The sequence below is a fragment of the Phycisphaerae bacterium genome (assembly GCA_019636475.1).
Classification (GTDB): domain Bacteria; phylum Planctomycetota; class Phycisphaerae; order UBA1845; family UTPLA1; genus JADJRI01.
Genome location: JAHBXN010000004.1, coordinates 124,174 through 148,953, shown reverse-complemented (window position 1 = coordinate 148,953; position 24,780 = coordinate 124,174). Strand labels below are relative to the sequence as shown.

Below are 24,780 nucleotides of genomic sequence, written 5' to 3'. Positions count from 1 at the left end.
GCGCGAACCTCGACTGATGATACAACAGGCCGCGATGATGCGCTTGTCGGACGTTTTCCGAACCCTTACTCTTCCCTACCATGCTCGTTCGGGTCCAAAGTCAGACGCTATTCGGAATTGAGGCCGTGCCATGCGAAGTTGAGGTGAATACCTCATCGCACGGATTCGCCACCGCGATCATCGTCGGGATGCCTGATGCCGCCGTCAAAGAAAGCCTCGAACGCATACGTACCGCCATGTCTAATGCGGGCTATGCCCCGCCCGAACACCGCACCGTCATAAACCTCGCGCCGGCGGACGTGCGAAAGGAGGGGCCGTCCCTCGATCTGCCGATCGCCCTCGGGATGTGCTTCGCGGCCGACGGTATCGCACCGGAATTGCTCAGCGCGTTCATGGTCGCGGGAGAACTTGCCCTCGACGGCCGGACACGCCCGATCAAAGGCGCGCTGTCGATGGCGATGCTCGCGCGCGAACGGGGTTTGCGCGGTGTGATCGTTCCTCGAGACAACGCGGCCGAAGCGGCAGTGGTTAGAGAGATCGAGGTGATTCCCGTCTCCAACATGACCGAAGCAGTTGGCTACCTGACCGAACAGTTGGAGATTGAGCCGGCTTCGCTCGATCTGAGTTCGGTGTTTGCCGAGCAATCGAAATACGACGTGGATTTCGGAGACGTGCGCGGGCAGGAGTTCGCGAAACGTGCGGTCACGATCGCCGCGGCCGGTCACCACAACCTGCTGCTCATCGGTCCGCCGGGTGTCGGCAAGACGCTCATGGTCAAATGCCTTCCGACGATTCTCCCCGCACTGTCCATGAATGAATCACTCGAAACGACTCGAATCTGGTCGGCGGCGGGAAAGTTGCCGCCCGGATCACCGTTGATCGGTACACGTCCGATTCGCTCGCCGCATCACTCGGCCAGCGCGGCGGCGCTCGTCGGAGGCGGCTCAGTTCCCCAGGCAGGCGAGGTATCCCTGGCTCATCATGGGGTGCTTTTCCTGGACGAGTTCCCTGAGTTTCAGCGGGGCATTCTGGAGACGCTCCGACAGCCGATGGAGGACGGCTGCGTGACGATCGCGCGGTCGCACAGCGCGGTTCGGTTTCCGGCCCAGTTCATGCTTGTCGCGGCGATGAATCCGTGTCCGTGCGGATACCACGATGACCCGAAGCGGCCTTGCAAGTGTACGCTGCCGCAAATCGACAAGTATCGGTCTCGAGTCAGCGGTCCATTGCTCGACCGCATCGACATCCACTTCAAGGTCCGAGCCGTATCGTATGAGTCGCTTCGCGACAGGAAGCCGGATGGCGGCGCGATCGCGGCCAGACCCGGGACGACATCGGCAGAGATTCGCGAGCGTGTGGTGGCCACTCGCGAAATCCAGCGCAGGCGCTTCGGACGCGATAACAACATCATGAACAGCCGAATGAGTCCGAAGCTTGTGCGGGAGCACTGCCCTCTCACCGACGACTGCGAGCACATTCTCAAGGCGGCGATGACGGAACTGGGACTTTCAGCCCGAGCCCACGACAAGGTGCTGCGCGTCGCCCGGACCATTGCGGATCTCGATGGGTCCGAGCAAATCAGAGCGCCTCACCTGAACGAAGCGGTAAACTACAGGCAACTGGATCGTCAGATGTGAGCGCCGCGCGGTTTCACGGTGAGTATCGAAGAATCGCGACATTTGACAGACGACTCGTTCGGCCGGATGAATCGACCGTCACGGCGGAGATGTGATTCAAGCCGGCCAACTCGCTGTCGCGAGTGAGTGTCACCGGCACGTCCACAAACCCGCCAACGCCGATCGTCGCGGAATATTCGCGAACATCGACGAGGCGATTGGCCTCATACGGATCAAGATCGAATCCGCCGTTCGGCACATCCGTGAGATACAATCCGCCCTCCGCGACGGTCAGCCGAACGCTTGAGCCGGCGACTCCGGTGACACGAACCGTCTGACTCGCTCCGGAAACGGTTGCAGGTGTCACACACGCGGCACGAATCTGAATTGCCGGAGCCGGGACAGTCGAAGCTCCAATTCGCACTTCAGCGCCGGTCCGGCTGCCGGGAATCTGGGACAATTCGCCACTTCGCACGGAACCGTCGCTGAAGGTGACCCAGATCCGCGCGCCCGCCAATTCCAGGCCCGATACCGCTCCGACATCAACCGAACCTCCCGGAGGAGCACCCTGTATGCTGGTCGGATCCACATCAATTGAGAATGTGAAAGTCTCACCCGGATTAAACTGATCGAAATAAATCAGCAGTTCGTCATAGCCATTATCGCGTGGCTCACCGTATGAATGATGAACCGGACCCGTGCCGCCCTGCTGATTTACGGAAAGGGGCTTGGACGCCGTGTCGCCGGCCGTTCCGTTCGGGTCAAAAACCATGTCTCTCAACACGGCGGTCGTCAGGTCGAGCCTCACCTGGGTGATGCGGAGTTCACCGGTCGAGTTGTTGTGGATTTCGAACGCGCCGGCATTATAGGTGCTGCTATTGCTGATGTTGCCGCCGGAATCGACGACCACATGCACAGACGCACCTGGCGCGGCGCCGGTCTCCCTCATCAGATATTTGAACGCCTTCTGCAGCACGGCAGCCTGGCCACCCGACTGCACGGCGACATCGAGCAGCGTGGCCGGCGGTCCGGAAACGGAGGGAATCACGCCGCGGATTCGAGTGGACGTGACACTGGTGATCTGGGCCGGCACGCCGCCGACTGTCACACTCGTGTCGCTGATCGTGCCGAATCCGTTGCCGCTGATGACGAAATTCTGCCCGCCGGTCTGAAGCGCCCGCCAAGGGAAGATGTCATACACCGCGATCCCGGCGGTTTCTGCGGGCCGGGCGATGACAAGCTGATTTCCGGTGTAGTCCGCGCCGATCACTACACCGCCCGGGGCCGTGGTAAGGTCGAGACTGTTCAGACTGACTGGAAGGTTCTGCTTGGTCACGACGCCGCGACCGTCCGGAATGAGCTTCAGTCGATAGGTCTGACCATTCCATTTCTGGGCAAGCAGTTCGCCGCGCAGCGCGCCGTTGAAGGTATTGGCGCGGTATTCAACGATGCCATTGGTTGACGCGGCAAAGTTGGTCAGCATCTGGTTGAACACGCCCGGGATCGTAGCGGCCGCTGCACCACGGTATACATTCTGTCGCTCGTCGTAGCGACCTCGATTGCGGTTGGGATGACCGAGGTAGTGCGCATTTTCAAGCAGAATCAACTCGTCACCAGCCGTGGGATCATTCGATTGGGTATTCGCTGAGGTACTGGCCGCGCCAAACCCCCCATTGGGGCCGTTGTCCGTGGCGTACAACATGCCGGAAGTGGTAAAGACGAGGTCGTAGGCATTTCGGAGTCCGGAGGCAAAGACGGACACATCGACCCCCGCGACGACATCGACTACGCCGCCTGCAACCTGGTCGGAGCTGAGTTGCCCGGTCGCGCTCAGAGCGTAGGCCACCTGACCGTTGAAATTCGGCTTGCTGATCGCGGCCTTGAGAACAGCCGCGGTCAGGGGCGACTCCGGTAGCGCGCCCAGGTTGCAATGTTCCACGCCGGCGTTGGTGTTACCGCCGCTGCATATATACAAATCGCCGTGGTTGTCGAACACCATCCCGTTGATCGCGTGATCGTGATTCGATACCGGCAGACCGGTGATCAACGGCTGTACGGTCGCGAAGCCCGGTCCGGTCAACACGGATACCTGACCGGAGTACGGCGATGTCCCGGAGAAGCACGCGCCGCCGTTCGCGTAAATCAAACTGTGCGAAACATAGAGCGCCACGGCCCCGCCCGGTTGCATTGGATTAAAAGCAATGCCGAGAATGTTCTTGTTGGTCAAACCCGCGATGGCCGTGATGTCCTGCGTGCCGGTGACGTTGTAGTTGTCATCGAATGAGTAGGCTCGGATCAGTCCGTTGATCGTCCCGACATACAATCGGCCGTCAGGCCCCCACTCCGCCGTGGTCGGACCTGCGATGCCTGTCGCCAGACTGGACAGGGTGAATACCACGGGCGCCGGTCCCGTGGCGACATAGCTGTACGACCGACTATTGCTTTGCCCAACGGGTGTGATGACGCGAACGCTTACCGCACCGGTTCCGGGCGGTGCGGTCAATCGGATCGTCGTCGGCGTGACCTGCAGCGCACTGCCGGAGATCGTTTGTGCTCCCCACTTGACCATGACCTGTTGTGAGGGAAAGAAGCCCAGACCCGTGATTTCAATCGACTCCCCGCCAGTCGTATTTCCACTGATCGGCATGAAGTTGATAACGGGATCGACAGCCGCCAGATCGTGAGTCAGCAGGCCGGAAGGTACGTCGCCCTGGGCAGCGCCGCTGCGGGCATACGTAACCGCCGCCGGCAGTTGCGACGCCGATTCGACTGCAAAGCGCGCTTCAATCTGGTGCCGACCCGCCGTCAGCGAAATCGGCCCCGCCACCGGCGCACCATCGATGAAAAGCCGCCTCGAACCGCCCCCGGAGCTATTGAAAATGTATGTATCGGTGACCAGTACATCGACCTGGGCGATCAACCGGACCATTACGGGCGGCGAGCAGGAGGATCCGCCCACGCCGGAGTCGCCATTTAGCACTCTGAGGCCCGGGATCGCTTCAGCGTAGGAAGGGTTTGCAGGAAGAGCATCAAGCAGTGAATCCGCCGCACCGCTCGCAGCCGGATAGTAGAGTGCAAGAACGCCCGGCACCTGATTCGGCCCCACCACTCTGAACGTCGCCGAATCCGTCAGGGACTGTGGCGGCAAATTGTCGTCCCGAATGGTCAGGCTGACGGTGTGCTCGCCGACCGAAAATGGAAGCAGCGGATTTATCGCGGTGGATCGCAGTTGTCCTGCCTCGCGCCACTCGAATGCGGACAGCACGCGCCCCAATTCATGCGTGTGCGAGTCCGCGCCGGTCAGTTGCACGAGTTCCGTGCCGTCCTGATCGTAGTCCACCGTCACGGGTGGCACATCGATGACCACATGCAGAAACGGGTGACCCGGATTTGCGCCGCCGATGCCCAGGAGGCGAACGGTTCGCGTGGGGAAATTGCCGACGAAATCGAGATTCACGTCGTGTTGTCCGTTCTCGGAGGGGACAAAATCGACCGGCACGACCAACGATTGACCCGCACCAATTGCCACGCTGAGCGGAAAAATCACGTCGTGATGATCGCCAACGTATTCGGTCCCGCCGATGGTCGCACGAAATTCATGCCCCGCGCCGGAATTGATGCGCAAGCTGACCGCGTTGATAACAAGAGTCTGACTGCCGGAGTTCACCAACTGAACATTTCGCACGCCGCCACTCTGACCAATTGCCACGTGGCCCCATTCAACTACGTTCGGCGAGACCAGTAGACCCGAGGAACCGGAGAGTTCCAAGATTTCTATCGCGCTGACCTTGGGATTTTCAATATTGTGAATGAACTCGATGTCGAGTTGGTTGTCTGTCACGCTGACGTCAAAAGTCTCGACGAGCGCGGTGTTTCCACCGACTCGGGCATAGACGTCCATGTCGTCCAGAACCGTGACACCCTCGGCGCGAACATCGAAAACTCGACGCCCCACAGCAAAAAGCGGCGGATAGATTTCCGCGAAATGGAGCCGAACCCGGTACGCGCCGTTCGCCACCGGGAAGGAATACACCATTTCCGGGGCCGACGGTGTGTCGTAACGTTCGACGCGATACAGAGGGGCGAGATCGGTGCCCGCGATTGCATTGCTGGTTGAATAGACTTTGCCGACATTAAAAAACCCGGTATCCGGCGACCAGATATTGCCTTGTGGATCCGTGTACGACGTACCGCCGCAATTCAGCCGGTACAGAGCCGAACCACCGACCGACGGTACAAAGCCCTCGCCAACGACGGCAATCCCGATCGGCTGCGCGGGCGGGGCCGGGCTAATCCGGAGTGTCGCCGTCCTGACCCCCGCAGCGGACGGCGTGAACGCGATTTGAGTTTCAACAGTCGCCCCCTGTTCAATAACAAACGGCATGGGAGGCGACACCAGGGAGAACACCGCTGAGTCCATGCCGAGAAGCTCCAACGATTCGATCACCAGACCGACCGAGCCCTCGTTTCGCAACGTGACCGACTGCGAAGGTGAGACCGCGCCGACTGACACGAGGCCGAATTGAATGCTCCCCGGCGACGCGGCCAGAACCGGGTGCTGCGACTGGATGGTAAATTCAACGAAAGCAGTCGCCTCAGGATTCTGGAACGAGGAATGATCGGCCGCCGCCAGACTCGCGGTTACTCGATGACTTCCCGGCGGCACTCCCATGAAGGTATGAGTGCCGACAAGCCGTGCCGACGAAATCGATGGACCATCGTCCAACCGGATGTGAACATGATCGACGGCCGACGTTTCGCCGGATGCCGCCCACTGTACAAACACGTCGTTGCCCACGATCGATGCGCCGGTTTGCGGGGCGAGTAGCATGATGGCCGGCACCGAAGGCGGCGCCGACTGCGAGGTGAATCCCACATGAGCCGATGCAGATGCCGGAAGAACGACCGCGCCGCCAGTGTCGAGCAGTTCGACCGTCGTGTTATGCTGACCCGGCGCGACCCCGGTGAAAGTGTGCTGACCGTTCAACAGCGCCGACTCAACCGGTGTCTGCGAATCCAGTCGGATTCGAACTCGAGCGACGCTCGCCGTGCTCCCATCTGTTGTCCATGCGACAGTGACGGAATCGCCGACAACGACCGCGCCCTCAGCGGGCTGATGAATCCTTGCCGACGGAAGTGACCCGGTAATATTTACGGTAATCAAGATCGAATCGCTGCCGCCGTTGTCATCCTCGACGCGAACGGTGAAGGCATCGGCCGATGTCTGCCATGAATCGGGTTGATAGCAGACGGTGACGGACCCGCCGACGGACGCGCCGAGGATCGTCGCGACGCCATGCGCTGACGGCTGTGCAACAGTCCATGTCAGCAGTGCCGCGGCCGTGTCGGGATCGCTGGCGGAGAGTGTCAGTTGATTGAGTATTCCGGGGCACAGACTATTCAACTCGGCGGAAATGAAGGCAGACGCTCCCTGTTCTATCTGCGGCGGCGCATGGGCATCAAGCGTGATCACTTCGATCGCGGCTATTTTCGGATTCTCCAGAACGTGAACGAAATCGAGTGTCACCGCGCCGTCATTGACGAGCACGTCGAACGACTCCACCACGGCTGTCCTCGCGCCGGCTCGGGCGAAGATGTCGTAATCGTCGAGTATCATCGCTCCTTCAAGCAGCACGTCGAACACTCGTCTGCCGACGCCCAGGAGAGGTGAATAATTTTCGGAGAAATGCAATCGGACCCGATACTCACCCGTCGGCACGGGGATCGAGTATCGCATCTCCGGCGCCGCGGGCTTGTCAAAGCGCTCGGTCTGATAGAGCGGATCCGCGCTGGTTCCGACGATCGACTGACTGACGGAATACACTTTCCCCGTGTTATAAAAGCCCGCGTCGCTGACCCAGAGATTGCCGTCGGGGTCGGTATAGTCCGGTCCGCCGCAATTGATGCGATGGTGAACCGGATTAATGGAGAGATAGTAGGCAAGCGGCTTAGGCAACCCGGGAATCGCTTCGTCACCGTCCGTGTTGGACACGGGCTGGCTTGTGGGAGTCTGACCGGCCGGCGGATTCGACGGGTCGAGGTCCGGGTCCGGAAGCAATTCCGTCCCACACGACGCAACTGCCGCGCCACCGACACTGAGCAGGAACGCGACCGCCCAACGTCTCGACCTGCCATGGCGCATAGGTGTCATCAACATTCCCCCGGATGACGCCGCGAAAACGAATCACAAGGAGTTGACGATTATACCTCGCGCGATTACATCAAACTAATCATTGGAGTACGCCAGACCGGTTCGTCCGAGAACGTATAGGATTGCCGCAAATCCCTTAATTGCCGTCAACTTCCCGGCCCGCGACATCGCCCAATATCGCCATCGCCGCGGACGTCCCCGCGACGAATCCGCTGCTCCACGCCCACTGAAAGTTGTAACCGCCGATGCGGCCGTCGACGTCGCAGATCTCACCGCACAGGTGAAGGCCCGACGACATGCGAGACTCCATCGTTTCGAGTCGGACCTGTTTCAGCGGAATGCCGCCCGCAGTGACTTCGGCAACGGCAAAACCTCGGTCGCCTGTCACCGGCAGCTTCAAATTTGTGGCCGCCGTGACGAGAGATCGGCGTTGCTCGCGAGAGACGCTATGGGCGGCGAGCGAGGGATCGACGCCAGCCGCCTTGCAAAGCGCTTTCGCGAGACGCTGCGGCAGCCGATCAGCGAAGAACCGCACGACGCCGGCCGAACCCTGTCGTCGTGCAAACTCGATAAGCGCCTGATCAAGCGACTGTGGCGATTCGCCGGGCAGCCAGTTTATGAAGAGTGCCACATCATCGGCACGTAGCCGAGCGGAGAGATAATGTCGGCTGATGTCGAGTACGCCGGGACCGGAAAGCCCGAAGTGAGTGCAGAGCGTCGAATCGGTGAATGCGATGAGCCGCTTGCCGGATGCCAATCGCAGTTCCAGCGTCGCGGGAATCGTCAATCCGCTGAGCTCGCGAATAAAACACGACGAATCAAGCACCAGCGGCACGAGTGCCGGAAAGATGTGCGATGTCGTCGAATGGCCCAGCGATCGGGTAATCGCATAGCCTGCGCCGTCCGACCCGGTCTTGGGCAGACTCCTGCCGCCGGTCGCGAGTATGACGCGGCGCGCCGAAACGGTTCCGAACGTGCCGGAGAGCAGATACGCCGGATGAGGCTGATGCTCCAGCGATTCCATTCGTTGAACATGTTCAACCCGCGCGGGATGCTGAAGCACCACGCCAGCCTCGCGCGCCGCCTGAAGCAGCGCGTCAAGCACCGTGCGGGCACGATCCGAAACGGGAAAGAGTTTTCCCGTTTCCTCGCGCTTCAGCCGGACGCCCATTTCTTCGAAGAACTCAATCGTTTGCGGCACGTCGAATCGGCGTAGCACGTTTCGAATCGCCGGCGGCGTCGAACCACTGTACGCGGTTTCGCTAACCCGCTCGTGAGTGACATTGCATCGTCCGCCACCGGATACAAGGATCTTCGCACCCAGTTTCACGGCGCCGTCGAGCACCCGAATTCGTAACGGTCGCGCAACTTTCTGGGCGGTTCGACCAGCCCAGATCGCGGCCATGAGACCGGCCGCCCCGCCTCCGACGATGGCGATGTCGCAAGAAGGTGTCACAATTGGAAGCTTTTAGCGGCCTCGTCCCCGCGTCAAGCAACAGAATGCAGCGGCCGAACTTCCGGTCGCCTGGTGCATTCGACGCCGATGACGCCTGAAGTCAGTTGGGGGTAAGATAAAATGACACGGCACAAATGATTTTTCGGAGTGATGGACATGCGACGAGTTCGATTGAACCTCCATCGCCGCGCGGTGTGCGGCTTCATGATTTTTTCCGCGGCGATCAGTTCCATTCCCTGGTCGACGGTAACTGCGGTTGCGGCGCATCCGCCAACCGCGCACGACGCCGATCATGAAGAGGAGCATAAGCCATCGAAACCGGCGTCGCCTTTCGCTCGCGTCAGCACCACGCTGCACGATTTCGGGGTGGTTCGACCGGGAGCGGAATTGCTGGCGGAATTCCCTATTTCCAACATCGGGACTTTCGAACTCGAAATACTCAAGATCGAACCGACCTACGGATGCTCGCTGGTCGGCACGCCGCCAAAGATCATCCAGACCGGCGAGACCCAGCCCCTCCGGGTGAAGGTGGATGCCCAGACACTGCAAGGGCACTTCGAAAAACAGGTCGTGCTGCGAACCAGTGACATTGAACATGCGACGATCTTCCTGACGCTGCGCGGCGAGATGCGACGCGCCATCGACGTCACGCCGGCCGCTGCCGGTTTCGGCAAGATTGCGCCGACCGACATGCGTGAACGCATCCTGACCTTGACGAACAACGATGTCGAGCCGATCTCCGTCGTGCTGGAGCCCCCCTCGGCCGATTCCCCGTTCGTCTTTCAGCTCGTGGAGACCGTCGCGGGTTTTGAGTACAAGCTCTACGTCAACACCCGCCCGCCGTACTCCACCGGCAGCCTTCGAAGCGAAGCCGTGCTCCGAACGAGCGTTCCATCGCAATCGGAGATCCACATCAACGCCTATGCGATTGTTCCGGCCATGTACGAGGTGGTCCCGGCGTTCATTCCGATCGTACCAATCTCGGCTCATCCCGAATCCACGTCGAGATCCACGGTGCATGTGCTTCAATTCAACAACTTTGGCGAGCAACCCATACGAGTCACCGGCGCGACATCGAATGACCCGGCGGTGCTTAGTGACGTATTCGAAGTCAATCCGGGCAAGCGATACCGAATCGCCGTTTCGCTTCCACCGCGGTACCGTCCCGCTCAGAGCGGGGCCTATGTCACTCTCGCTACGGACAACCCCGAAGTGCCCACGCTGGACATCCCGATCGGGTCGAGTCCGACAGCCAATCGTGTGAATCCGCAGCCACCACACCCGTCGCCGCAGGCCCCGTCAACGGCCACGAAGCCGCAGCCGCCCGCGCCCGCGAATCAAACGGCATCGAAGCCGTCACCCATACTCGAATTGATTGGCAAACCGGCGCCACAATTGTCATTGGTCACTCTCGACGGCGCGCCGGTTAGCAACGTTGAATATGAGTTCCACCCGGCGACTGTTCTTAATTTCTTCGCGCCGAACTGCGGCTTCTCGAAGAAGCAGATTCCCAAGGTCGAAATGCTTCGTGCCCGCTATGAGCCGCTCGGCGTTCGATTCGTGAATATTTGCGAAACAATGCGGCAACCTTTCACACCGGACCAGGTTGCACAAGTCATGGCAGAGGTCGGATCCAATCTCGAACTGGCGATGGACTCCGGAAATCGATACGGCCGCGCCTACAAGGTGTCGGGTTTCCCCTCGCTCTTCGTGATTCGACCGGACGGGAAAGTTGACCATGTCGTCTCGGGCAACAAGTCAAATCTGGAAGAAACGGTGTCCGCCAAACTCGATGCGATACTAGGCGGACTCCATGATTCCGGAGAGAACAAGGCCGCCGGGGACGGGCGGTAGTCCGCGACGTGGCGCTGCATTTTTGTTAAATCTTCAAGAAGCGTGAACGGCACTTTCTGCTGATTATTCCATTCGTTGACATCGCGGCGTCGCAACCTAGAATTACACGGCTGGCGACCAGACTTCGCCGTTCTGATCACCAAAGGGCAACTCAATACCATGGACCAGCTCCGGAAGGTGACGAGGAAGTCGTCTTTCCAGACGGAGTGGGCGGTGATTATTTTACTTTGCCGTCCTGAACTGCGGCCCGTTCAGAAAAAACGGTCGCGTCGAGGGATATGCGGCGCGGCAGACAGAGCATCGACACGATGAGAATCTTCATGCTCGGGTGGGAATTTCCGCCCTTCATTTCTGGCGGACTTGGCACCGCCTGCTACGGCCTGACGAAGGCGCTCGATCAACTCGGACACGAAGTGATCTTCGTGCTGCCGCAGGTTGTAGACCAATCGCAGGCCACGCATGTCCAACTCAAGACGCCTTCGGCTGCGCAGATTTCCTCCGCCGCCCGAGCCACCACCGAGCAGCTCGGCTACCAATCGTACCTGTCCACTGAATTTGACCACGTCGAATTGCGCGCCGTTCAGTCAGCCCTGATGCCGTACGGCCGTCCGGAGGATTTTCGACAGGTCACCAACGCCGACGGCACTCGTCAACTCGTCAACGTTGTAACCGGCCAAATCGTTGAGACGCGGAACGAAGGGACGGTCAGCGCGGCCGATACACCGACCACGGTGTTATCAAGCCCGCCGCCCGGCGGACCAGCGATGGTAAATCATTACGGCGGCGACATGTTCAGCGAGGTCCACCGCTACGCTCGAATCGCCATGCAGATGGCCATGAACGAGCGATTCGATGTCATTCACGCTCACGACTGGATGACTTACCCCGCCGGACTGGCCGTCGCAGCCATCAGTGGCAAGCCGCTCGTTGTGCATGTTCACTCGACGGAATTCGACCGCAGCGGCGAACACGTCAATCAGCGAATTTATGAAATAGAACGACAGGGAATGCACGGCGCGACGCGAATCATCCCTGTGAGCTACCTCACTCGCAACCTGGTGATCCGACATTACGGAATATCCGCTGATAAGCTGGAGGTCGTTTACAACGCGATCGACTTTAGCGAGGACGCCACTCCGCAGCTCACGCCGGTCGGCCGAGACGAGAAAATCGTCCTTTTTCTGGGCCGGATCACGATGCAAAAAGGCCCGGAGTACTTCCTTGCCGCCGCGAAGAAGGTACTCGAGTACGAGCCCAATACCCGCTTTATCATGGCGGGAAGCGGCGACCTCATTCGCAAATCGATCGAAATGGCGGCTGCATTGGGCATTGGACACAAGGTGCTCTTCACAGGCTTCCTGCGGGGAGATGATGTGTCCCGCGTCTTCAGAATGGCGCACCTCTATGTCATGCCCAGCGTCAGCGAACCCTTCGGAATAGCTCCACTCGAAGCGCTGGCCAACGACACACCCGTCTTGATCTCCAAGCAATCCGGCGTGTCGGAAATACTCACACACGCGCTCAAGGTCGATTTCTGGGACATCGACGAAATGGCGAACAAGATCATTGCGGTCCTGCGACATCCGCCGCTACAGGCCACGCTGCGCGAGCACGGGAACTTCGAGGTGCGCCAGCTCACCTGGCGGGAATCTGCCCAGGGTTGCGTCGATTGCTATCATCGGGCCATAAACGGCTCGCGGTAAGCGCTTCAGCGATTCCCTCGTTTCACGCGCGCCCTGCCTTTCTTCGGGGTCAGGGTTTTCACCCACACCGACGCGTTTTCAACCGATTTCGGTTGTGAATTCGACGAATTGTCGTACAATGGGGTACACCTTTCGGGAACACGAACATCATGGCTTCCGTCTGCTTTTACTTTCAGGTTCACCAGCCTTTCCGCCTTCGCCGGTATTCGGTGTTTGATACCACGCGAAATTACTTTGATGAGCAGAAAAACGCCGACATCTGCCGAAAGGTTGCGAACAAATGCTACCTTCCGACCAACCAATGCATCTACGACTTGATCAAACTGCACGAAGGCCGGTTCAAAGTGTCCTACTCGCTTTCCGGCGTGGTGCTTGATCAATTTGAATTATATTGCCCTGATGTGCTGGAGAGCTTCAAACGGCTTGCCGGCACGGGATGCGTCGAATTCATCGCCGAAACCTATTATCACAGCCTCGCTTTCCTCTATTCGCGGCAGGAATTCGTCGAGCAGGTCAACATGCAGCGGGCCAAGGTTCGCGACTTTTTTGGCTATGAAAGCACCACATTCCGCAATACGGAACTCATTTACAACAATGAGGTGGCGAAGGCCGCACACGAAATGGGATTCAAGGCGATTATCGCCGAAGGCGCCGATCACATCCTCGGCTACCGCTCGCCGAATTTCGTCTATCGCCCGCCCAATTGCCCCATTCACGTGCTTTTGAAGAACTTCCGGCTGTCCGACGATATCGCCTTTCGTTTCGGCAACCGCGGCTGGGCGGAATGGCCGTTGTCGGCGGAAAAATTTGCCGGCTGGGTACATCAGGTGAACGGCAATGGCTACACCGTGAACCTTTTCATGGACTACGAGACCTTTGGTGAGCACCAATGGGCGGACACGGGGATTTTTGATTTTCTATATCATTTGCCCCGCGCGATCCTGAGCCACCCGGATAACGACTTCAAGACCCCATGCGAGGTGGCGGCGGCGTTTGCGCCTGTCGGCGAATATGACGCGCACCACCTCATCAGTTGGGCCGACACCGAGCGCGACTTGTCCGCGTGGCTCGGAAACGCGATGCAATCCAACGCCCTTCAGGAGGTCTATGCCTTCGAGAAAAGGGTCAAGGAAACCGGTGATCCGCAATTGATCTCGGATTGGCGCCGACTGCTCACGTCGGATCACTTTTATTACATGTGCACCAAGTACTTCGCGGATGGCGACGTTCACAAGTACTTCAATCCGTACGAATCGCCTTACGACAGCTACATCAACTTTATGAACGTCCTGGATAACCTCTCGGCGCGAGTCAAGGCAAATTCTGCCGCCCAGCCGATCTCAACAGCCCGGGCAGCGCCAGCTGCCAAGCCCGCCCGACCGCAGGTGACCGGGTAGATCACATGGAACCTGAACAAGGACATCGGATATCCGCGTTCGGTGGAATATCTAGTTAGTTATACATCCAGCCGATACCAGCAACGTCCGAATCTGGGGCGGCGGCTTTCTTCGTGCGACGCCCGAGGGGCTTTGCAGGGGCGAACGCCCGAAATAGAATACAGCCAGAGTAAAGCGTTTTACCTGTGTCATCGAGAACCTCCACACCATGAACATTCGTCGAAAGCTCGCGATCATCGTCGGGGGTGGACCTGCACCCGGAATCAACGCCGTGATCGGCGCGGCCACCATCGAAGCGATCAATCAGGGCATGTCGGTCGTCGGCATCTACGACGGCTTCAAGTGGATCGCCAGCGAAAAGTTTGTGCAGGAGCGGCATTCGATCCCCCTCGAAATCAAGGATGTCGGCCGCATTCACTTCAGCGGCGGATCCCTCCTTCGCACGGCTCGGGAGACGCTTCTGGATGAATCGCGTCTTCAGAAATCGACCGTTGTCACTTCGAACTCGGAGAAGGTCGCACTCGTTCTGAAGAACTTCGCTGAGATGGGCGTGACACACCTGATGACCATCGGCGGAGACGATACGGCGCTTTCGGCCCGATTCGTGGCGGAGAAGACCAACGGCCGCATCCGCGTTGTTCATGTCCCCAAAACCATTGATAACGATCTGCCGCTCCCGGGTGACATGCCGACTTTCGGCTTCAACACCGCGCGCGATCTCGGATCGCAACTGGTTGCCAACCTCATGGAAGACGCCCGGACGACCGGCCGGTGGTATGCCGTCGTCGTCATGGGTCGTCACGCGGGGTTTCTTGCTCTGGGCATCGGCAAGGCAACCGGCGCGACGCTCACCCTGATTCCCGAAGCCTTTCCCGAAACGATCAGCTTTCAGCACCTGGCGGATGTGGTCGAAGGCTCCATTATCAAGCGCCGGTCGATGAACAGGCCTTACGGCGTGGTCATCCTCGCGGAGGGTCTCGCCTACCGGCTCGGAAATCGAGACGAGCTTGAGCGCCTGCTTGGTCGCAAAGTGCCGCTGGATGCGGCCGGGCACCTTCGCCTGGCGGAGGTACCGCTCGCCCGCATGGTCACGGATGAGATCACGAGGCGATTCAGCGAGCGCAATGATAGTGTCACCATCATTCCGCAGACTCTCGGCTATGTGCTGCGGTGCGCCCCGCCGGTCCCGCTGGACATGGAGTATTGCCGCGACCTGGGCAACGGCGCCGTTCGGCTGCTGCTCGACGAGACGCTGGACCTGCGTGGCGGCGTCATGGTGACGCTTCAGGGCAGTAACATTCGACCGATGGCATTCAGTGAGATGATCGACGAAAAGACCAACCGAACGCGCATTCGCGTGGTCGATGTGTCATCGGACATCTATCGCGTCGCCCGACGGTATATGATCTGCCTGGAGAAATCGGACTTCGACAACCCGGTGACCCTCGCGAGACTGGCCAGCACGACGAAATTGAACGAAGAAGAATTCCGAGAGCGGTTCAAGGGCGCCATCGATCCGCTGATTTACGAGTCGAAGCCGCTGTCGCAGTCGCCGGTCGCGCCGAAGACCGAGCCCGTGCCTGGATAGTCCGCTCGCTCATTCACTTCTGCTAATCCGCGTGAATTGACAGCGTAAGAGGCCGTTGTTAGAAACAGCCTGCGCGCGAAGATTGTCACTCCGGAGAACTGAAAGTGGCCGTCACGATCGGACAACTGTTCCGATTCAAAGAGGGAATCCGAAGCATCGTCGATTCGTTCGGCGATTTCTGGATTTTCACGGGCCGGGCCCTGGGCTGGAGCGCCCGCGATCTGTTTCGCCGGAAATTCTGGCGACTTTTGTTGCCGGAGCTTTACGAAGTCGGATTCCGCTCACTTCCCGTGATCCTCATCACCGGCGCCTTCGTGGGCATGGTTATCGCCGTGCAGTCGCTCGAGCAGTTCCGGGCGGTGGGGCTTGAGGATCGGCTTGGCTCGATCGTGAATCTCTCCGTCGTGCGCGAATTGGGGCCGGTCCTTGCCGGGATGATGCTGGCGGGGCGCATCGGCGGAGCGCTGACGGCGGAGCTGGGGACGATGAAAGTCACGGAGCAGATCGACGCGCTTCGAGCGATGGGCGTTGATCCGATCCGCCATCTGGTGGCTCCCCGTGTCTTTGCGTGCCTGCTTCTGACTCCCTTATTGACAATTTATGCGGATTTCATGGGTGCGGTCGGCGGGTTCTTCGTATGCGTCGTGCAAGGAGGCATCGACCCCGGCCCCTACTTTGATTACACGCGCGATGCCGTCGACACCTTCGACCTTTTCATTGGCATCCTGAAGAGCGTTTTCTTCGGAGGCGCGCTTGGCGCCATCAGCTGTTTCAAGGGATTTAACTGCCTACCGGGCGCGGAAGGTGTCGGCCGCGCCTGCACTTCGGCTTTCGTGTCCTCCTTCATCAGCATCCTCGTTCTGGACTATATTCTTGCCGTCATCATGCAATCGATCAGTATCTACATCTGGGGATTTCGTTCCCTGCTGTAGCGCGGGCTCCCGAATCATCGACCGGAGAGGCGGACCGACGTGAGCGACTCTGACGCGACTCCCATTATTGAATTTCGCGGTGTGTCGAAGCGATTTGGCTCGCTGGTGGTGCTTGACAGTCTGGACCTGACTTTCGAGTCCGGCAAGACGACCGTGGTCATTGGCGAATCCGGCACGGGCAAGAGCGTGCTTCTTAAGCACATCGTCGGCATCCTCAAGCCTGATTCCGGTGAGGTCCGATTCCGCGGCGAACAAATCAACCACTTGGACGAGGAGCAGCTTGTCCCGATCCGAAAGCGAATGGGTTTTCTGTTCCAACTCGGCGCGCTTTTCGATTCCATGACGGTTGCCGAAAACGTCGCTTTTCCGATTTCCGAACACCAGAACAAAACCAGGGCGCAGATCGTCGAAATCGTCAAAGAGAAGCTGCGAATGGTCGGACTCGATGGTTTGCAGGAGCGGTACCCCGCAGACGTGTCCGGCGGACAGAAAAAGCGCGTCGCACTGGCCCGAGCGATCGCTCTCGATCCGGAGGTCGTGCTTTACGACGAGCCGACGACCGGGCTGGATCCTGTTCGAGCCGATGTGATCAACGAACTAATCATCAAGATGAACAGCGAATTGGGCGCGACGGGAATTGTCGTCACGCACGACATGGCGAGCGCTTACAAAGTCGGCCACCGCATCGTCATGCTTCAGCAGGGGAAGATCATTGCCGACGGACCGCCCGACTTCTTCCGAACCAGCAAAGATCCGATGGTGCGGCGATTCGTCGATGGGCACGCCTCAGCGGCGGACCTGAAGGCACTGGACGATATCACGAACAACGCGTAGAGGAATCGACATGAAAGAGTCTCATTACAAGACCTTGGTCGGGCTGTTCGGGCTCGCGAGCATCGTGGTGCTCGGCATCCTCCTGCTGCTGTTCGGCGGAGATCAGTCGCTATTCTCTACGACGTATAACCTCAACGTGCTCTTCGCCGGCGGAATCACCGGCGTGCAGGCCGGCCAGAGCGTGACGGTCAACGGCGTTCGCGTGGGGCAGACCAGGAAGGTCGAATTCTGGGATGCCGGCCACGTTGAATCGGGAGTCCGCGTGATCATCGGCGTCGATTCGGGATTCGACATTCCGGAAGGCGCGACGGTGAGTGTCGCGTCGAGCATCATGGGATTCGGCAAGCCTGCCATCATGATCAATGTAGCCGGCTTGAGCGAGGCCAGACCTCTGCCGCGCGACGGTTCGGCGGTGATTCACGGCGCGATGGTCAAGCTGGTGGATCAGGTTCTGCCGCCCGACATGCAGGAGACCCTGGTCGGATCGTTTGCCGGGATCAAGTCGTTGGCAGACTCGCTGAAGCCGGTTGCGTCGAGCCTTGATGCGATGCTCCAACAGCGAGACATTCAATCCGTGGACGCCGAGCAGGCCATCGCCAACATCTCCACGCTCGTGCAGCGTTTCGACCGCGTGTTGAAAAACCTGAACGGCATCGTTGGCGAGCCGAAGAACGCTGAGAACCTGAGCGCCACGCTCGCCAATGCCCGCGTCATGTCGGAGCGGGGTATCCAGATGATGGAGAAGCTGGATCGCCTGGGCGAGGCGGGCATCGCGGTGACGGGCGACGCGACCGGACTGATTCGTGATCTTCGTGGAAGTGTCGATACCCTGTCATCCGTTCTGACGGAACTCAACAAGACCGCCGCAGCCATGAATGACACAAAAGGAAGCGTCGGCCTGATGCTTAACGACAATCGCCTCTACGAGGAACTGATCCTGACGACGCGTCGAATGAGCGCGGTGCTGGAGGAAATGCGGGCGGCGATCGAGATCTTCAATCGGGACGGCATCAAAGTGAAGCTGTGACGGCAAGGCCGGAACACCCAACCGCCGTTCCGGCGGATCCACCGGTCCGATCGACCGTGTCTGTCCGCGGTTTCACGATCGTGCTCGGGTGACCAGCGGTGGCGCTCGGGCGTTTGCAGTCAGTGCGAACTAGGGATGCCATTCGACATCGGGTACGCCTGCGGCGTGGTTCGCGAGCCGCGACCATGCGAAGAACAAGTCGCTCAGCCGATTCAGATAAATCAGAATGCCCGGATTGACGGCGTCCACCCGAGCCAGTGATACGATCGCTCGCTCGGACCTGCGACAGACCGTACGGCATACGTGCAGATTCGCGGCGAGGCTGTCTCCGCCCGGCAGGATGAATGTCCGCAATTCCGGGACCGGCGCGCAGGCTTCGTCGATCCAGCCTTCGAGCAGCTTGGACCCGGATTCTCCCATTTTCTTGATCCGGTCATTCTGCGGCGCGTTCGAGGGTGTCGCCAGTTCGGCTCCGATGTCAAAAAGCGCATGCTGGATCAACGTCATCCGATCGATCAATGTGGTCAATGTATGCCGCAAGCCGTCCGGCGTCTGAGCAGCGCTCGTGCGATCGCGCATGCCGGAAACAGCGACCCCGATCACTGCATTGAGTTCATCGACCTCGCCATAGGCGGCCACCCGCGCGTCACATTTCCAGACGCGCGTGCCATCGAAAAGTACCGTGCCGCCATCATCGCCGACCTTGGTGTACAACTTCATCACAATACATCCCAAAGAAAAGGGGCCGCGCTCCCCACGGAAGCAACGGCCCCTATATTAAACCATCATCGCTCGGATTCTCAGGGCTATTTCCGACGCCAGTATTCCGGCATCGCAAGCCCCATGACCCGTGCATTACTCATCGTCGTCTGAATCGTCACCTGAATCGTCATCATGGTCGGAATCCGAGTCGCTGTCCGACTCCTCGTCGTCCTCGTCGAATTCGACCATGGCGGCCGCCTTCATGGAGTCGTCGATCATTTTCTTGACCGCGACGATCAGCTTCGTCGGGAGGAACATGTCACCCCGCTGGATGCCCTTGTCCTGCGTCTGGCTGAACGCCAGCGGTGCATCGAGCGTCGGGGCGTCGAACGGGATCTGATCCTCCTCGCCCATTACTTTCGAGATCGATTTGACGACTTGCAGAATGTTATCGACCGCAATATAGACCTCGGCACTTCTCGGAGTTGGCAGGAACGGCGAGACCGCCATGATTCCCTTGTCCTCGCAAAGCGAACCGGCCTTGCCGGCCTTGACGGCCTTGCACACCGAGTCGTGTCGAGCCTTGCCGCCGCCAAAGGTCATGACGACATACTTTGAATCCATGGCACCAAATCGAAGAACAACTTCCTTGCCCAGAATGGATTCAAAGGTCTTCATTTCGTCTTCGTCCATCTCACTCTTGTCAGCCATCTTCTTGATATCGAGTGAGAGTGTGTCCACTTTGGCATCCCCGATGGTCTCGGCATCCGCCTTGTGAACGAAGAATTCCTTTGCCTCCAGAAGTTCCTCATCCGTCGAGATCCGCCAGGCATTGTCCCAGATTGTCCGGATGCTGCCGATGAATCCCGGGGCGTCCTTCGTTTCAATCACGACTGAGAGGCCGAACATGCCCTGGGAGCCGCCATCGGGAAGAGCACTGACCGCCAAAGCCATTGCTCCGAGGTTCTTCAACATCTTCTGAACCTCGGTATCAATCGTCTTGACCGCCTTCTCATCGACGCCTTCGGCATGGGCGCTCGCGAGCATGCTGGCAAACATGTTCGGATTGCCGAACTTCTCCGCGTGCTCGCTGTAGCCGGTGGATGAACCGACGGCGATCAGGTACTTTTCCTTCGGCAGACGGGTCAGCAGTGAATCCGCCGAGACTTTTGTGTCGTTGAGCAGCTTTTCGAGATCGGTGTCCTTTTTCGCCTCGATCAGATAGCGCAGTGCGAAGCCGTCCTTGTTCAGGTTGGCAGCGAGATCGATGAGCTTCACCTGCTCCAGCATTTTGTGCAGGTTCTTTACGTCCTCGGCCGAGGGACCCATGGCCGGCGCCATGCCCTGGAGAAATCCCGTGATCACGTCGCGATACGCGGTCATGACTGCGCCCGCGGCAAAACTGACGTAGACGTCACTGTCAGACATGACAGCCATGCGGGCCGGCGCAACGCCGTCGCCGACGCCCTTCGTTGATTTCAAAACGCGCGTGACGCAATCCTTGTTTTTGCCGAGGATGACATAACTGTCCTTCTTCGCCGCAAAGACGGCATTGCCCGCAACCATGCACTTCGAGATGCCTTCCTTGGCCTCCTCGGCATTGAGTTTCGTCATGAGGCCGTCGGCATCAGAAACCGGAGCGAGCACGACCGCGGCGTTTCCGGGATCAGGGAAGGGCATGCCTTCCGTGGCGCCAAACTTCTGCACGTCCATGATGACGATGCAGAGCGGGCTCTTCATATCAATCGGACTTGCTTCACCCGGCATGATGTTGAGCATCATCATGGCCATCGGCGTTACTTGGGGCGGAATCGGAAGGTTCAGCAGCTGCTGAAGGTATCCGGCACGCTCATCGATCGTTCCGATCGAGCGGAGGGTGATGTAACCCCACGCGTCTTCAGGGACGAGCTTCAGAACATCCTTCGTATCGGCGGCGCGGACCGGGGCCGCAGCCAGTCCGCAGACTCCGACTGTCAGGGTCAATATCCATCGCAATGAACGACTACGCATCAACATGTGGCTCACTCCTCTGTGATTTCTTTCGCCTGCGTCATCCTGCCGGGCCCCTTCAGTGAGACCGCCGGAGCCGGACAACTATTTTCTCTGAGATTATTAGACCAATCGACCCGCTACCCAGCGCCCCCGCGCCGGTGCAAGCCGGCCAGTAAGGGCGTATCTGAAGCTCGCCAAACGATGCACCGTCCCGAGCGACTTCGAAACCATGCATGATCGGCCCGCGCCAACGCAGCGTCAAGCGCCAAGGCGATCCCGGACTCCATCGCCACGACATGCATTGCAGCCACCGGAAATGGCAATCCCTACGCCTTACGCCAAGCGAATTCGCCAGGCGCGCGGACGCGCCACGCGACGATCGTCCGAACATTCCTCTGGAAAAGAGAATTTCTCGGATCCGTTCCGCGAAATCATCCACCGCAAGACTAACGGGAATAACAGAATTTGCTCACGGAGTCCGCAGTTCGCTACGAATAATTCAGGATTCGGGCGGCACCGGCGACACTTCACCTTTCAGAGATGTGCCTTTCTGAGCGGAATTGAGCAATCCAGGCCCCGGCTGCATGCGGACGGTCGACGGCACCGTCGCTCCTCCCGACAAGACGATTGAAAGGGCCTCCTCCATCGACCAGTCCGTCTGGGTGATCTGATCGATTGGCACGATCTCCATGTATCCTCCGGTCGGATTCGGCGTCGTCGGCACATAGACGGTGGCGTAGCGGCGGCCCGTTTCAGTGTCGGTGAGCGTATTGGTCATGAATGCGATGGTCTTCATGTTCTCATGCGGAAAATTGACGAGCACAACCCGTTTTTGCTTTTCCTCCTTGCCGACACCGGAAAGCGCCTGCACCATTCGCTTCATCGAACCGTAGATCGTGTCCACGAGCGGAATCCGGACGAGCAGGCTCTCAAAGGCCTCAATAATCCGGCGGCCGACAACGTTCGAGCCGAGCCAGCCGAGCACATAAAGCAGCAGGATCGTTAGGCTGACCGCGACTGCCGTTTGCGGAAAAGTCGGGTCTTCGAGATTGATCTTCGCGGATTCCTTCGACTCAACACCGCTGACCCAAGCCGTGAGCTGTGCGATCCAATTGAGCATGGTCGCACCGAAAGACAGGGCCAGTTGATAGACGTAACGAAGCAGGATCGCCGTGACCGCGAGGGGAATGATCAGCACGACGCCTGTCGCAATTCGGCCCCTAAACGAGCGCGGACCGACAGATGCCTTGGGTCTTGAGGAGTCCTTGGCTCGTTTTTCAGCGACGGTCGGCTTCATCGATATTTCAAATGATCCCGCCTGCAACACGCCGGGACAAAACAATCCGGCAAACACCCGAACTCCGGGCGAATTCCGCCCGACCCGATCCGGCGAGTGCGACAGAGTATATCGGCATCGCTCGCCCACGGCTGCACCGAATCGCTATCTAAGCAGGATCTGATTGAATGGGACAGCGAGCAAAACTAGAATGATGGCGGCGTTTTTCGAGTCGTGCCGGACCGAAATTGCCGGGCCGGCGCACCACACACGGGGCCGAATCGCCGGGCTGATCGTTCATGCGCGCCCATCGCTGGAGGCAGGAGATGTCCATCATTGAGGAAAGAGTTCGCCTGGCTCAGCGACGACTTTGGCTCAATCGATGGCTTCGGGCCTTTGGCTGGTCACTGGCCGGCGCATGTACGATCTGGCTCATGGGTTGGATCCTGAATCGCCTGTTCATCGCTTTTCCCTTTCCGCCGCTTTGGACACTGCTCGGAGCAGCCGGCGCGGGCGTGGCCGCCTCAGTCATCTGGCTGTGTACGACGCGCGATCCAAGGCTTGTGGCGGCCGGAGCGCTTGACGAAGCAGCCGGCCTTCGAGAGCGTCTATCGACAAGCCTCACAATCAAGCACGATTCACTCGATCCCTTCGAAGCAGCCGTTGTACGGGACGCGGAGCAGCACGTCGCGGCGCTGTCACCGCGGGCATTCCTTCCGATTCGCTGGCCGGGATCACTCTCGCTGGGGAGCCTGATCCTCGTCGTCGCGGCATTGTCATTGCTGCTACCGGAGTTTGATCTGCTGAATCGCAAGTCCGCCGCCGATCAGCGTCAGGCACAAGCGGAAGTGAACAGCCGAACGCAGGCGGTGCTGGCGCGTGCGGACTCGACGATGAACCGGATCGCGGAGAAGAACCATCTTGAATTCGATGCCGTTCAGAATCAGCCGCGGGGCAGCGTGAAAATGCCATTGCGGGCCGATCCGGAGTTTCGCCGGCGTGATGCGCTCAAAAAGCTCGACCGGATGCAGTCGGCCATCAAGGACAAGATGGGTGACGAGAAATTTGACGCGCTGAAGGAGACTAAAAAGCGTTTGCGTCAACTCCAGCAAAAGTCCGAGGATGTCAATGAATTGAGCGAACTGATTTCCTCCATGGCCGAAAGTCGATTCGATGAGTCCCGCAAAGCTCTGAAGCAGGTGCGGGAGAAACTGGCGAAGATGAAGTCCGACGCCGGCGCAAAGCCTGAGGAAATCCGGGATATGGAGAAGCGGCTCGGCGACTTGGCCAGGGAACTCCAGCAGTCCGGGGAAAAGGCGGCCCCAAAACAGGCCGAACAGCGGATCCGCGATCTACAGAACGCCGGCATGACCCGCGACGAAGCCCAGCGCGTTCTCGATGAACTCTCCAAAAAAGACCCGGAGCAACTAAAAAAACTGGCCAGGGAACTCGCCGAACGTTTGAAGAAAGAAGGCGTCACAGAGGAGCAGATGAAAAAGAAGCTCGAGGCGCTCCGGAAGCAGATGCAGACATGCGAACAGTCCAAGGGCCAATGCGACAAGCTAGGCGACAAAATGTCGAAAGCCGCCAGTCAGATGAAAAGCGGGGATCTTGATGGCGTGGATCAGTCGCTGGAAGAACTGGGTGACGAACTCAGTCAACTCGAACAGATGGAACAGCAGTTGAACGACCTCGATTCCCAGTTGGCCGAACTGGAACAACTCGAGAACGACATCAGCAATGAGCAGGAAGACGAGCAGAACCAGATCGGGGAATGCAAGTCCTGCCAAGGCACCGGCTTTCGGCAGGACGGAGCCGTCTGCCCGAGTTGCCACGGGTCAGGCCGGTGCAGTCAAGGCAGCGGATCTTCGGGGACCGGCGGATCGCGTGCGGGCGTCGGAACCGGCTCCGCGGCCCACACGGCCGATCTCGATGCAGAGACCGTCAGTCGAAAAGCGAAGACCCGCTTCAGCCGCGGTGGTGGTATTTCAGGCCAGCGATTGATTCGCGACAGGCAATCGGTTGTTCCGTCGACCGCTGCGGCCAGCGATGCCGACTCGGCTGAGGAGATTGAGGATTCGGACGCCGTCGAGCGCGAACGGATTCCACGTGTGTACCGACAAAGTGTGAAGCGATTCTTCGACCGACAAGATGAAACCCCGGCGGAAGCCCCCTCCCATGACGATCAGGAGCGGCCCGCGGATACGAAGCCGTAGCGGCTGAATTGCACGAATCACGGCCGGTACGGCGGA

The 24,780-nt window shown here is 59.3% G+C and carries 14 protein-coding genes; 9 read left to right on the top strand and 5 right to left on the bottom strand.

Annotated elements, in window-relative coordinates; genetic code table 11:
• Window positions 1-80 precede the first annotated feature (80 nt).
• A complete protein-coding gene (locus KF841_08145) occupies window positions 81-1,637 on the top strand; it encodes a YifB family Mg chelatase-like AAA ATPase (protein ID MBX3395324.1) in 1,557 nt (518 codons plus the stop codon).
• Window positions 1,638-1,650: 13 nt separating this feature from the next.
• Here KF841_08145 and KF841_08140 read toward each other — a convergent pair whose 3' ends face one another.
• Window positions 1,651-7,767 (bottom strand): choice-of-anchor D domain-containing protein, encoded by a 6,117-nt coding sequence (locus tag KF841_08140; GenBank protein MBX3395323.1) that lies wholly within the window; start codon window positions 7,765-7,767, stop codon window positions 1,651-1,653.
• Window positions 7,768-7,903: 136 nt separating this feature from the next.
• The gene (locus KF841_08135) at window positions 7,904-9,172 is read right to left on the bottom strand and encodes an aminoacetone oxidase family FAD-binding enzyme (protein ID MBX3395322.1); all 1,269 of its coding nucleotides are present in this window, start codon (window positions 9,170-9,172) and stop codon (window positions 7,904-7,906) included.
• A gap of 207 nt (window positions 9,173-9,379) precedes the next feature.
• Here KF841_08135 and KF841_08130 point away from each other — a divergent pair, with 207 nt between their 5' ends.
• The 7 genes from KF841_08130 (at window position 9,380) to KF841_08100 (ending at window position 18,558) form a co-directional block, all read left to right on the top strand.
• The gene (locus KF841_08130; protein MBX3395321.1) at window positions 9,380-11,077 is read left to right on the top strand and encodes a DUF1573 domain-containing protein; all 1,698 of its coding nucleotides are present in this window, start codon (window positions 9,380-9,382) and stop codon (window positions 11,075-11,077) included.
• A gap of 308 nt (window positions 11,078-11,385) precedes the next feature.
• Window positions 11,386-12,780 carry a glycosyltransferase gene (locus tag KF841_08125; protein MBX3395320.1) on the top strand — a complete coding sequence of 465 codons (1,395 nt, stop codon included), beginning with the start codon at window positions 11,386-11,388 and terminating at the stop codon, window positions 12,778-12,780.
• 149 nt (window positions 12,781-12,929) lie between these two features.
• Complete coding sequence (locus KF841_08120) at window positions 12,930-14,177, top strand: glycoside hydrolase family 57 protein (protein ID MBX3395319.1); 1,248 nt, start codon at window positions 12,930-12,932, stop codon at window positions 14,175-14,177.
• A gap of 214 nt (window positions 14,178-14,391) precedes the next feature.
• A complete protein-coding gene (locus KF841_08115) occupies window positions 14,392-15,765 on the top strand; it encodes a 6-phosphofructokinase (GenBank protein MBX3395318.1) in 1,374 nt (457 codons plus the stop codon).
• 98 nt (window positions 15,766-15,863) lie between these two features.
• Window positions 15,864-16,697 (top strand): ABC transporter permease, encoded by an 834-nt coding sequence (locus tag KF841_08110; GenBank protein ID MBX3395317.1) that lies wholly within the window; start codon window positions 15,864-15,866, stop codon window positions 16,695-16,697.
• 63 nt (window positions 16,698-16,760) lie between these two features.
• Window positions 16,761-17,531: an ABC transporter ATP-binding protein gene (locus tag KF841_08105; GenBank protein MBX3395316.1), complete on the top strand. Its 771-nt coding sequence runs from the start codon at window positions 16,761-16,763 to the stop codon at window positions 17,529-17,531.
• Window positions 17,532-17,541: 10 nt separating this feature from the next.
• Window positions 17,542-18,558 carry a hypothetical protein gene (locus KF841_08100; GenBank protein MBX3395315.1) on the top strand — a complete coding sequence of 339 codons (1,017 nt, stop codon included), beginning with the start codon at window positions 17,542-17,544 and terminating at the stop codon, window positions 18,556-18,558.
• A 129-nt stretch (window positions 18,559-18,687) separates the two neighbouring features.
• On the opposite strand, the gene KF841_08095 is transcribed toward KF841_08100, so the two are convergent.
• The 3 genes from KF841_08095 to KF841_08085 form a co-directional block, all read right to left on the bottom strand.
• Entirely contained in the window at window positions 18,688-19,278 is a 591-nt protein-coding gene (locus KF841_08095) for a cob(I)yrinic acid a,c-diamide adenosyltransferase (GenBank protein MBX3395314.1), read from the bottom strand.
• Window positions 19,279-19,413: 135 nt separating this feature from the next.
• On the bottom strand, window positions 19,414-21,276 hold the full coding sequence (locus KF841_08090; GenBank protein ID MBX3395313.1) for a hypothetical protein: 1,863 nt from the start codon (window positions 21,274-21,276) through the stop codon (window positions 19,414-19,416).
• Between the two features lie 475 nt (window positions 21,277-21,751).
• Window positions 21,752-22,549, bottom strand: a complete 798-nt coding sequence (locus KF841_08085) for a DUF502 domain-containing protein (protein ID MBX3395312.1) — start codon at window positions 22,547-22,549, stop codon at window positions 21,752-21,754.
• A gap of 305 nt (window positions 22,550-22,854) precedes the next feature.
• On the opposite strand from KF841_08085, the gene KF841_08080 reads away from it, so the two are divergent.
• Entirely contained in the window at window positions 22,855-24,744 is a 1,890-nt protein-coding gene (locus tag KF841_08080) for a hypothetical protein (protein MBX3395311.1), read from the top strand.
• The last annotated feature ends 36 nt before the right edge of the window (window positions 24,745-24,780 follow it).

Coding starts and splice junctions, on each gene's coding strand:
- KF841_08145 (MBX3395324.1), top strand. CDS start 81: ATGCTCGTTCGGGTCCAAAGTCAGACGCTATTCGGAATTGAGGCCGTG.
- KF841_08120 (MBX3395319.1), top strand. CDS start 12,930: ATGGCTTCCGTCTGCTTTTACTTTCAGGTTCACCAGCCTTTCCGCCTT.
- KF841_08130 (MBX3395321.1), top strand. CDS start 9,380: ATGCGACGAGTTCGATTGAACCTCCATCGCCGCGCGGTGTGCGGCTTC.
- KF841_08080 (MBX3395311.1), top strand. CDS start 22,855: ATGTCCATCATTGAGGAAAGAGTTCGCCTGGCTCAGCGACGACTTTGG.
- KF841_08140 (MBX3395323.1), bottom strand. CDS start 7,767: ATGACACCTATGCGCCATGGCAGGTCGAGACGTTGGGCGGTCGCGTTC.
- KF841_08135 (MBX3395322.1), bottom strand. CDS start 9,172: ATGGCCGCGATCTGGGCTGGTCGAACCGCCCAGAAAGTTGCGCGACCG.
- KF841_08100 (MBX3395315.1), top strand. CDS start 17,542: ATGAAAGAGTCTCATTACAAGACCTTGGTCGGGCTGTTCGGGCTCGCG.
- KF841_08095 (MBX3395314.1), bottom strand. CDS start 19,278: ATGAAGTTGTACACCAAGGTCGGCGATGATGGCGGCACGGTACTTTTC.
- KF841_08090 (MBX3395313.1), bottom strand. CDS start 21,276: ATGTTGATGCGTAGTCGTTCATTGCGATGGATATTGACCCTGACAGTC.
- KF841_08125 (MBX3395320.1), top strand. CDS start 11,386: ATGAGAATCTTCATGCTCGGGTGGGAATTTCCGCCCTTCATTTCTGGC.
- KF841_08085 (MBX3395312.1), bottom strand. CDS start 22,549: ATGAAGCCGACCGTCGCTGAAAAACGAGCCAAGGACTCCTCAAGACCC.